7 protein-coding genes are annotated in these 11,607 nt (G+C 63.1%); 4 read left to right on the top strand and 3 right to left on the bottom strand.

Annotated features, from left to right (window positions below; all coding sequences use genetic code 11):
- The 3 genes from odhB to typA all read right to left on the bottom strand — a co-directional run.
- The coding region (odhB, locus tag AWB82_RS35225; RefSeq protein ID WP_086973886.1) for a 2-oxoglutarate dehydrogenase complex dihydrolipoyllysine-residue succinyltransferase at positions 1–1,121 on the bottom strand (1,121 nt) is incomplete at its 3' end.
- An 82-nt stretch (positions 1,122–1,203) separates the two neighbouring features.
- A complete protein-coding gene (locus tag AWB82_RS35220) occupies positions 1,204–4,062 on the bottom strand; it encodes a 2-oxoglutarate dehydrogenase E1 component (protein ID WP_086973885.1) in 2,859 nt (952 codons plus the stop codon).
- A 332-nt stretch (positions 4,063–4,394) separates the two neighbouring features.
- Complete coding sequence (gene typA / locus AWB82_RS35215; RefSeq protein ID WP_086973884.1) at positions 4,395–6,221, bottom strand: translational GTPase TypA; 1,827 nt, start codon at positions 6,219–6,221, stop codon at positions 4,395–4,397.
- A gap of 336 nt (positions 6,222–6,557) precedes the next feature.
- Here typA and AWB82_RS35210 point away from each other — a divergent pair, with 336 nt between their 5' ends.
- The 4 genes from AWB82_RS35210 to AWB82_RS35195 all read left to right on the top strand — a co-directional run bounded on the left by AWB82_RS35210 (position 6,558) and on the right by AWB82_RS35195 (position 11,565).
- Positions 6,558–7,073 carry a MarR family winged helix-turn-helix transcriptional regulator gene (locus AWB82_RS35210; RefSeq protein WP_086973883.1) on the top strand — a complete coding sequence of 172 codons (516 nt, stop codon included), beginning with the start codon at positions 6,558–6,560 and terminating at the stop codon, positions 7,071–7,073.
- Between the two features lie 75 nt (positions 7,074–7,148).
- A complete protein-coding gene (locus tag AWB82_RS35205; protein ID WP_086973882.1) occupies positions 7,149–8,675 on the top strand; it encodes an efflux transporter outer membrane subunit in 1,527 nt (508 codons plus the stop codon).
- A gap of 51 nt (positions 8,676–8,726) precedes the next feature.
- Positions 8,727–9,992 carry an HlyD family secretion protein gene (locus AWB82_RS35200; RefSeq protein ID WP_086973881.1) on the top strand — a complete coding sequence of 422 codons (1,266 nt, stop codon included), beginning with the start codon at positions 8,727–8,729 and terminating at the stop codon, positions 9,990–9,992.
- 13 nt (positions 9,993–10,005) lie between these two features.
- Entirely contained in the window at positions 10,006–11,565 is a 1,560-nt protein-coding gene (locus tag AWB82_RS35195) for a DHA2 family efflux MFS transporter permease subunit (protein ID WP_086973880.1), read from the top strand.
- Positions 11,566–11,607: the final 42 nt, after the last annotated feature.

Raw genomic sequence — 11,607 nt, 5'->3', positions numbered from 1 at the left:
GCGGACTGCGGCGGGTTGATGATCGGCGTCGAGAGCATGGAGCCGAACACGCCGCCGTTCGAGATGGAGAACGTGCCGCCGGTCATTTCCTCGATCGACAGCTTGCCGTCCTTGGCCTTCTGGCCGAATTCGGCGATCTTCTTCTCGATCTCGGCAAGGCTCAATTGATCTGCGTTACGCAGGATCGGCACCACCAGACCGCGCGGCGAACCGACCGCGATACCGATGTCGAAGTAGCCGTGATAAACGATGTCGTTACCGTCGATCGACGCGTTCACGAGCGGGAACTTCTTCAGCGCATGCACGGCCGCCTTCACGAAGAACGACATGAAGCCGAGCTTCACGCCGTGTTCCTTCTCGAAGCGGTCCTTGTACTTGTTGCGCAGATCCATGACCGGCGCCATGTTGACTTCGTTGAACGTCGTCAGGATGGCGTTGGTTTGCTGCGATTCGAGCAGACGCTCGGCGATGCGCGCGCGCAGACGCGACATCGGCACGCGCTGTTCCGGACGGTCCTTCAGCCATTGATCAGCCGATGCGGGCGCGCCCACTTGCGGCAGCGACGGCTTCGCGGCGCGCGCAGGCGCGGCGGCGGGAGCCGGTGCGGCGGCCTTCGCAGCCGGCGCGGAAGCCGAAGCCGAAGCCGAAGCGCTGAGCGCATCGCCCTTCGTGATGCGGCCGTCGCGGCCCGAGCCCGAAACCTGGTCGGCCGAAACGCCCTTCTCGGCCAGGATCTTCGTCGCGGCCGGCGATGCCGCACCGCCGGTCGATGCCTGCGCCGCGGCCGGAGCCTGTGCGACAGCCGGTTCCGCGACCGGCGCGGGCTTCACTTCGGCGTCGCCCGCAGCGGCGACGGCGGCAGGCGCGTCGCCTGCTTTGGCTTCGGTGTCGATCTTCGCGATGAGTTCGTCGGCGGTGACGATATCGCCGTCGTGCTTGATGACCTGCGCCAGCACGCCAGCCGACGGAGCCGGCACTTCGAGCACGACTTTGTCGGTCTCGATTTCGATGAGGATTTCGTCCTGGGCGACAGCTTCACCCGGCTTCTTCTTCCATTGCAGCATGGTCGCTTCCGAGACCGACTCGGAAAGCTGCGGAACCTTGACTTCTACGATAGCCATTTCTGTATTTTCCTGATGCGTGTCTGTTGTACGAGCAGCGAGACCGGGGAACGTCGTTCGCCCGGCCTCGATCAAGCAATCCTTACTTCGCGATGACCTGCGCGCCCTTCAGGCGGCCGAACGCGCCTTCGATCAGCACCTTCTGCTGCTCGTAGTGCTTCGCGTAGTAGCCGACTGCCGGCGACGCCGATGCGGGGCGGCCGCTATAGGCCAGCTTCATGCCTTCGCGCATGCCTTCGCGCAGATGGTGCTCGACGTAGAACCAGGCGCCCTGGTTCTGCGGCTCGTCCTGCACCCAGACCACTTCGGTCGCGTTCTCGTACTTCTTGATTTCCGCGTCGAACTGCTTGTGCGCGAACGGATACAGCTGCTCGATACGCAGGATGACGATATCGTTGCTCTTCGCTTCGCGGCGATGCGCGACGAGGTCGTAGTAGACACGGCCCGAGCACACGACCACGCGCTTGACCTTCTTCGGCTCGATGGCTTCGTCCACTTCGCCGATAACCGGCTGGAACGAACCCTTCGACAGTTCCGACAGATCCGACACGGCTTCCTTATGACGCAGCAGCGACTTCGGCGTGAAGATGATGAGCGGCTTGCGGAACAGGCGGATCATCTGACGGCGCAGCAAATGGAACATTTGCGCCGGCGTCGTCGGCTGGACCACTTGCATGTTGTGATCCGCGCACAGTTGCAGGAAACGCTCGATACGCGCCGACGAGTGCTCCGGACCCTGACCTTCGTAGCCGTGCGGCAGCAGCATCGTGAGACCCGAGACGCGGCCCCACTTCACTTCGCCCGACGAGATGAACTGGTCGATCACGACCTGCGCGCCGTTCACGAAGTCGCCGAACTGCGCTTCCCACGCGACGAACGTATTCGGCTCGGCCGTCGAATAGCCGTACTCGAAGCCGAGCACCGCTTCTTCGGACAGCACGGAGTCGATCACCGTGAACTTGGCCTGGCCTTCCGCGATGTTCTGCAGCGGAATGTACGTGCCGTCGTTCCAGCGCTCGCGGTTCTGATCGTGCAGAACGGCGTGACGGTGCGTGAACGTGCCGCGGCCCGAGTCCTGGCCCGTGAGACGCACGGCGTAGCCCGATGCGACCAGCGACGCGAACGCGAGGTGCTCGCCCATGCCCCAGTCGAGCTTGGATTCGCCCAGACCCATCGCGCGGCGGTCGTTGATGACGCGCTCGACGAGCGGGTGAACCTTGAAGTTCTCGGGGATCGTCGTGATGCGCTCGGCGAGACGCTTCAGTTCGGCGAGCGGAACCGCCGTATCGGCTGCGTCGGTCCACTTGCGGTTCAGGAACGGCACCCAGTCGACCGCGTACTTGCTCTTGTAGTTCGAGAGCACCGGATCGATCGTGTGATGGCCTTCGTCCATCGCCTGACGATATTCCTTGACGTAGTTGTCCGCGTCCTGGGCCGTGATCACGCCTTGCTGCACCAGCTTTTCCGCGTACACGGCGCGCGTGCCCGGGTGCTTCGCGATGGTCTTGTACATCAGCGGCTGTGTGACGGCCGGCGTGTCCTGCTCGTTGTGACCCAGCTTGCGGAAGCAGATGATGTCGACGACCACGTCCTTGTGGAACTTCATGCGGAAGTCGATGGCAAGCTGCGTCGCGAGCACGACGGCTTCGGGATCGTCGCCGTTTACGTGCAGCACCGGCGCCTCGATCATCTTGACAACGTCCGAGCAGTACAGCGTCGAGCGCGCGTCGCGCGGGTCCGACGTCGTGAAACCGATCTGGTTGTTGATGACGATATGCAGCGTGCCGTGCGTGCCGTAACCGCGCGTCTGCGCGAGGTTCAGCGTTTCCATCACGACGCCCTGGCCGGCAAAGGCCGCGTCGCCGTGAACCTGAACCGGCAGCACTTGCAGGCCTTCTTCGTCGCCGCGACGATCCATACGCGCCTTGGCCGAGCCTTCGACCACCGGATTCACGATTTCGAGGTGCGACGGATTGAATGCGAGCGACAGGTGAACCGGGCCGCCTTCCGTGGCGACGTCCGACGAGAAGCCCTTGTGGTACTTCACGTCGCCGGCCGGCAGGTCATCGACGTGCTTGCCTTCGAATTCGGCGAAGAGGTCCGCCGGCATCTTGCCGAGCGTATTGACCAGCACGTTGAGACGGCCGCGGTGCGCCATGCCGATGACGATTTCCTGCACGCCATTCTTGCCCGCGTGACGCACGACTTCGTCCATCGACGCGATGAAGCTCTCGCCGCCTTCCAGCGAGAAGCGCTTCTGGCCGACATATTTGGTGTGCAGGAATCGCTCAAGGCCTTCGGAGGCCGTCAGGCGATTCAGGATGTGCTTCTTCTTGTCGTTCGAGAAATTCGGCGTCGAGCGGATCGATTCGAGTTGCTCTTTCCACCAGCGCTTCTGTTCCGGATCGCTGATGTACATGAATTCGGCGCCGATCGTGCCGCAATACGTGTCGCGCAGCGCCTTGACGATGTCGCGCAGCGATGCCTGCTCGAATCCGAAGTACAGGTTGTTCGCGTTGAACACCTGATCCATGTCGGCTTCGGTGAAGTCGTAGAAGCCGGGTTCGAGTTCGGGAATGGCGGGACGCTCGCGCCGCTTGAGCGGATCGAGGTTGGCCCATTGCGTGCCAAGGAAACGATATGCGCCGATGAGCGACTGAACGTAGACCTGCTTTCGCGCGGTGGTCAGATCGCCCGTGCTTTCGCGTGGCAGGAAGGCATTCGCCTTTGCGCGCTGGGCGAAGGATTCGACAATGGGGCCGTGAGCCACGTCGTTGTGAGCCGTGCCGTCTGATGCGGGCACGTTCTGCAACGCGTCGAAATAGGCGCGCCAGGTCTCGGGCACTGACGCGGGATTATCGAGATACTGCTCGTACAACTCTTCGACGTACGGAGCATTACCGCCGAACAGATAAGAGTTCGACTGAAATTGCTTCATCATTTTACGCTCACCTTTCTTCGAGTTTCTCGAGGAAGTGCGGGTTAAGAAACCTTCCGCGCCACGGCCTGACCGTTTAGCGGATTGCGCGAATCAAGTCTGCTTGGAAGGACCTAAAAAGCGACAGCTAATCTTTAAAGCATAGCACAGAACCAATCGTCATATGACCGAAGGTCGCACGCGCCCTGCTCTCGCACCCCTCGCGCATCCTTTATGCAACAAGCATGTGCGGGCTTTTGTGAGATACGCAAGGTTGCCTTGCGTGGTATCGGAGAATGCCAAAAGCCGCCCGAGGGCGGCCTTTGTACTCACGATGCCAACCGATGCATCGCTGCTTACTCTGCGTTGGCTTCGCGGCTCGCGCGGCGACGATCGTGCTCCTTCAGGTGGCGCTTGCGCAGACGGATCGACTGCGGCGTCACTTCGACGAGTTCGTCATCGTCGATGAATTCGACCGCGTATTCCAGCGACATCTGGATCGGCGGCACGAGGCGCACGGCTTCGTCGGTGCCCGACGAGCGCACGTTGGTCAACTGCTTGCCCTTGATCGGGTTCACGACGAGGTCGTTGTCGCGGCTGTGAATGCCGATGATCATGCCTTCATACAGCGCATCGCCGGGCGACACGAACATGCGGCCGCGATCCTGCAGCTTCCACAACGCATAAGCGACGGCCGCGCCATCGTCCTGCGAAATCAGCACGCCGTTGCGACGTTCGCCGACCGAGCCTTCCTTCACCGGCGCGTACGAGTCGAACGTGTGGCTCATCAGGCCCGTGCCGCGCGTGAGCGTCAGGAATTCGCCCTGGAAGCCGATCAGACCGCGCGCCGAAATCTTGTATTCGAGACGCGTGCGGCCGCGTCCGTCGGACGCCATGTCGAGCATTTCGCCCTTACGGCGGCCGAGTTCTTCCATCACGCCGCCCTGGTGCGCATCTTCCATGTCGACGGCCAGGTTTTCGTACGGCTCGCACTTCACGCCGTCGATTTCCTGTAGCACGACGCGCGGACGCGACACGGCCAGCTCGTAACCTTCACGGCGCATGTTCTCGACGAGAATCGTCAGGTGCAATTCGCCGCGGCCCGACACTTCGAACGTGGTTTCGTCGCCCGTTTCCTTCACACGCAGCGCGACGTTGTGATTCAGTTCCTTCGTCAGACGATCGCGAATCTGGCGGCTCGTCACGAACTTGCCTTCCCTGCCCGCGAGCGGCGACGAGTTCACGAGGAAGTTCATCGTGAGCGTCGGCTCGTCGACGGTGATCATCGGCAATGCTTCCGGATTTTCCGGCGAGCAGATGGTCACGCCGATGCCGATTTCCTCGATACCGTTGATCAGCACGATATCGCCGGCCTGCGCTTCTTCCACTTGCACGCGCTCAAGGCCGTGGAACGACAGCACCTGATTGATCTTGCGGTTGATGATCGCGCCGTCCGGACCCGAACGCACGGCCACCTGCATGCCCGGGCGGATACGGCCACGCGCGACACGACCCACACCGATACGGCCGACGTACGAGTTATAGTCCAGCGACGTGATCTGAAGTTGCAGCGGACCTTCGGGATCGGACGGGCGAACCGGCACGTGCTCCAGGATCGCTTCGAACAGCGGACGCATCGTGCCTTCGCGCACGGCCGGATCGAGACCCGCGTAGCCGTTCAAACCCGACGCATAGACGATCGGGAAATCGAGTTGCTCTTCGGTTGCGCCGAGCTTGTCGAACAGGTCGAACGTCTGGTTGATCACCCAGTCGATACGCGCGCCCGGACGGTCCACCTTGTTGATCACGACGATCGGCTTGAGGCCGAGCGCGAGCGCCTTCTTCGTGACGAAGCGCGTTTGCGGCATCGGGCCTTCGACGGCATCGACGAGCAGCAGCACGGAATCGACCATCGACAGCACGCGCTCCACTTCACCGCCGAAGTCGGCGTGTCCCGGCGTATCGACGATGTTGATGTGCGTGCCTTCGTATTCGACGGCGCAGTTCTTCGCCAGAATCGTGATGCCACGTTCCTTTTCGATGTCGTTCGAGTCCATGACCCGTTCGGCGACCTGCTGGTTTTCCCGGAACGTGCCCGACTGACGGAGCAACTGGTCGACGAGCGTGGTCTTGCCGTGGTCGACGTGGGCAATGATGGCGATATTGCGGAGGGCGCGAGTCATAGAAAGTGTCTTGGTTGTGCGCCGTAGGATCGAGCCCCCGAGCCCCTTGAATGAGACCCCATGGCTCGGCAAGCCCCCCTGGAAGCATCATGCAAGCATGACTACGCGGGCCCGGCGCGGTGAGAACCGAAGAGTATAGCACGCACGAATGGCTAAACCTTGCAATGGGACTCAACCCGCAAATCGGGCCAGCTACCTTCGCACGTCCGCGAACTCGGTCGCGAGAAGCCGGCGCCGCGCGGATTATTAAGCATATTCGGAAAAGATTCTTGCAGCGACCGAAGAGCGCACCTATAATCATGCCTAGTCAACTATTGCAATTACACAAGTTATTTCATGAGCGACACTCCGAAATCCGCGGCGATCGGCGACTACGTGCTCGCCGAGAGTGTCGGCTATCTGATCAGCCGGGTGCGCTCGACCATGTGGAACATGGTCACGCAACACACGACTTCCGAACTGGGCATCACGAGCACGCAGGCGAGCATCCTGTTCATGCTCGCCGTCGGCAAATGCCTGACGGCGGCGGATATCGCCCGCGAATACGGCATCGACGCGAGCGCCGTCACGCGTCTCATCGACCGGCTGGAGAAGCGCGGCCTGCTCTCGCGCGTGCGCAGCGAGGAAGACCGGCGTGTGGTGCGCCTCGCGCTGACGGACGAAGGTCGCGCGACCGCCGAAAAGATTCCCGCCATCTTCACGAGCGTGCTGGATAACCTGCTTGCCGGCTTCACGCCTGAGGAAGTGGGCTTTCTCAAAAGCATGTTACGGCGGATTCTCGCAAACTCATGTGATCCCGCCGTCGCATCGCTGCACGGCGGCAACGATAAGCCTGGTACGTCATTGCGATGACAAGCAAATTCGGCATCGCAAGCCTACAAAATGATTGCAACGTCCATCTTTAATTCTCATCTCAAGAGACGAGATATGAAACACCTCTTCCAGTTCGCGCCGACCGGCCAAAGCCGCGTGAAGAGCGCCGTGGCCGCCGCGGTGGCCGCGCTCGCGCTCGCCGGTTGCGCGAACTACGCGGGCATTTCGAGCGACAAGCAGATTGCCGCGCCCGAAAACTTCGAGGCCACGCAGAGCGTGCCGGGACAAGGCGGCCAGTGGCCCGCGCTCGACTGGGCCAAACAGTTCGGCGATCCGCAGCTGCCGCAACTGATCGACGAGGCGCTCGCCGACAATCCGTCGATCGCGCAGGCGCAGGCCCGCATCGCGAAGGCATCGTCGTATATCGAGACGTCGCGCTCGGCGCTCTATCCGAAGGTCAACGGATCGTATTCGTGGACGCGCGAACTCTATTCGGCCAACGCCCTCTTCCCGCCGCCTTACGGCGGCACGTGGTTCAGCGAGAACAACGTGCTCGCGAGCGCGTCGTGGGAACTGGATCTGTGGGGCAAGAACCGCTCGCGGCTGAACATGGCGGTGTCGCAGCAGAAGGCCGCCGAGGCCGACATGCAGCAGGCGCGCGTGACGCTCGCGGCATCGGTTGCGCGCACGTACAACCAGCTCGCGCTGCTCTACGCGCTACGTGACGTCGCGCAGCGCGAGATCGCGAACCGCCAGGACGTCGGACGCATCACGAACGGGCGCGTCGCGGCCGGTCTCGACACCAACGTCGAGCGCCGCACGGCGGAAGGCAACGTCGCGACGAGCCAGACGAACTCGACCGAGCTCGACGGCCAGATCGAAACCGTCCGCTATCAGCTCGCGGCGCTGCTCGGCAAGGGCCCGGACCGCGGCCTGAAGATTGCGAAGCCCGTGATCGATCCCAACGTCAACGTGACGCTGCCCGACAACGTGCCCGCCGATCTCGTCGCGCGCCGCCCGGATATCGTCGCCGCGCGCTGGCAGGTCGAAGCCGCGACGCACAACATCAAGGAAGCGAAGGCCGAGTTCTTCCCGGACATCAACCTCGCGGCGGGCTTCGGTTTCGACGCGTTCGGCTGGGGCCGCTTCCTGCAGGCGAGTAGCCGCCAGATCCAGATGGGGCCGGCGGTGCATCTGCCGATCTTCGACGCCGGCGCCCTGCGCGCGCAGTTGAAGGGCCGTTACGCCGATTTCGAGGGCGATGTCGCGAACTACAACCAGACGCTCATCAACGCGATGAACGATGTCGCGACCAACATCTCCGCGATCCGCTCGCTCGACAAGCAGATGGCCGACGCCCAGCGCGCGCTCACGGCCGCGTCGAGCGCGTATCAACTCGCCGTGATCCGCTACAAGGCGGGCCTCTCGCCGCAATTGCAGGTGCTCAACGCCGACGAGAACCGCCTCGCCAACGAGCAGACCGTCACGAACCTGCGTCTGAAGCGCACCGATCTGCAGATCGCGCTGATCAAGTCGCTCGGCGGCGGCTTCGACGCGACGAGCAACGATCTCGCGATCGACGGCAGCGGGCAGAATCAGGCGTCGACGCAAGCGGCAAATCAGGCCACGCCGTCGAAATAAGCGCCCACAAGAACACGCATTGGACAAAATACGGAACATTCGGAGTCTTTCATGAGCGACCCTCAACAAAACGCCGCGGCCGCCGCGCCCGTGCAGAAGCCAGGCAACGGCAAGCGCCGCGTGCTGATGACGCTGATCGTGCTCGTCATCATCATCGCGGCTATCGCGTACGGGCTGTACTACTTCCTCGTCGCGCGCTTTCATGAAGCCACCGACGACGCCTACGTGAACGGCAACGTCGTGCAGATCACGCCGCAGGTCGTGGGCACGGTGATCTCGGTGAACGCGGACGACACGCAGACCGTGAAGATCGGCGATCCGCTCGTCGCGCTCGATCCGGCCGACTCCAAGGTCGCGCTCGATCAGGCCGAGGCGAATCTCGCGCAGGCGGTGCGCCAGGTGCGCACGTTCTTCGTCAACAACAACCAGTACGAAGCCCAGATCGCGTTGCGCAAGTCGGATTTGTCGCGCGCGCAGGACGATTTGAAGCGCCGCATGCTAGTTGCGCAGACGGGCGCGGTGTCGCAGGAAGAAGTCTCGCACGCACACGACACGGTGCGCGGCGCGCAGGCTGCGCTCGACTCGGCCGAGCAAGAGCTTGCGTCGAACCGCTCCCTCACGGCCAATACGACGATCGCCGATCATCCGAACGTGCTCGCCGCCGCTGCTAAAGTGCGCGACTCGTACATCAACTTCGCGCGCAACACGCTGCCGGCCCCGGTGACGGGTTATGTCGCGAAGCGCTCGGTGCAAGTGGGTCAGCGCGTCTCGCCGGGCAATCCGCTGATGGCGATCGTGCCGCTCAACGCCGTGTGGGTCGACGCGAACTTCAAGGAAGTGCAACTGAAGCACATGCGCATCGGCCAGCCGGTCGAACTGACGGCCGACCTGTACGGTTCGAGCGTCGTGTATCACGGCAAGGTGATCGGCTTCTCGGCCGGCACGGGCTCGGCGTTCTCGCTGCTGCCGGCGCAGAACGCGACCGGCAACTGGATCAAGGTCGTGCAGCGCCTGCCGGTGCGCATCGAACTCGATCCGAAGGAACTGCAGGCGCACCCGCTGCGCATCGGCCTGTCGATGAACGTCGACGTGACGATCAAGAACGAGGACGGCGGCCAGCTGGGCCAGGCGCAGAACACGGTCTACCAGACCAACGTGTTCGACAACTATGGCGCGCAGGCCGACCAGGAAATCGCGCGCATCATCCAGCAGAACGCAGGCACGGGCGCGGGCGCGGGCGCGGGAACGTCGTCGCAGAGCACGTCGCCGGCGCATGGCCGCGCGACGAAGTCCGCGTCGGCCGTCAAGCTGATGTAAGCGGATTCGCCACATGTCTTCGCAAAACGTCGTACATCCGCCGCTGTCGGGCGGAAAGCTCGTCATCGGGACGATCGCCGTATCGCTCGCGGTGTTCATGAACGTGCTCGACACGTCGATCGCAAACGTCTCTATTCCGTCGATCTCCGGCGACCTCGGCGTGGCGTCGGATCAGGGCACGTGGGTCATCACGTCGTTCGCGGTCGCCAACGCGATCTCGGTGCCGCTCACCGGCTGGCTCACGCAGCGCATCGGCCAGGTGCGGCTTTTCCTCGGCTCGATCATCCTGTTCGTGATCGCGTCGTGGCTCTGCGGTCTCGCGCCGACGCTGCCCTTCCTGCTCGCCGCGCGCGTGCTGCAAGGCGCGGTCGCCGGCCCGATGATCCCGCTGTCGCAAACCCTTCTGCTCGCGAGCTATCCGCGCGCGAAGGCGCCAATGGCGCTCTCGATGTGGTCGATGACCACGCTCATTGCGCCGGTCGCGGGTCCGGTGCTGGGCGGCTGGATCTCGGACAACATCTCGTGGCCGTGGATCTTCTACGTGAACATCCCGGTCGGCATCGCGGCGGCGATCGCCACGTTCGCGATCTTCCGCGACCGCGACTCGGCCATTCGCCGTGCGCCGATCGACTCGGTCGGTCTCGGGCTGCTCGTCGTCTGGGTCGGCTCGCTGCAGATCATGCTCGACAAGGGCAAGGATCTCGACTGGTTCAACTCGACGACGATCGTCGTGCTCACGCTTATCGCCGTGATCTCGTTCGCGTTCTTCATCGTGTGGGAGCTGACGGCGGAGCATCCGGTCGTGGACCTGTCGCTGTTCGAGTTGCGCAACTTCACAGGCGGGACCATCGCGCTATCCATCGGTTACGGGCTCTACTTCGGCAATCTCGTGCTGCTGCCGCTGTGGCTGCAGACGGACATCGGATACACGGCGACGAACGCCGGTCTCGTGATGGCGCCGGTCGGTGTCTTCGCGATTTTGCTGTCGCCGATCACGGGCAAATTCCTGCCGCGCACCGATCCGCGCTACATCGCGACCGCCGCGTTCCTCGTCTTCGCGCTCTGTTTCTGGATGCGCTCGCGCTACACGACCGGCGTCGACACGTGGGCGCTCACGCTGCCGACGCTGATTCAGGGCATCGGCATGGCGGGCTTCTTCATTCCGCTCGTGTCGATCACGCTGTCGGGCTTGCCGGGGCATCGGATTCCGGCGGCGTCGGGTCTGTCGAACTTCGTGCGGATCATGTGCGGCGGCATCGGCACGTCGATCTTCTCGACGGCGTGGGAGCATCGTTCGATCGTGCATCACGCGCAACTGGTCGAAGGCGCGAATTCGTATAACCCGGTGTTCGCCAATTCGATGCAGCAGATGGGCGCGCTAGGCTTGTCACACGAGCAGACCGTCGGTCTCTACAACAGCATGGCGACGCAGCAGGCCGCGCAGCTCGGCGTGAACGACATGTTCTACATCTCGGCGGCGATTTTCGTCGCGCTGATCGCGCTGATCTGGATCACGCGGCCCGAGCGTTCGGGCGGAGGGGATTCGGCGGCGGCGGCATCGGCGGCGCATTGACCTCGCCGCTTGCAGAAGGAAAAGAGCCCGGTTGATCTGATC

It is taken from the genome of Caballeronia glebae (assembly GCF_001545035.1).
Taxonomy (GTDB): Bacteria; Pseudomonadota; Gammaproteobacteria; order Burkholderiales; family Burkholderiaceae; genus Caballeronia; species Caballeronia glebae.
Note: the sequence above shows the minus strand (reverse complement) of the source record. Positions and strands in the feature narration are given on the sequence as shown.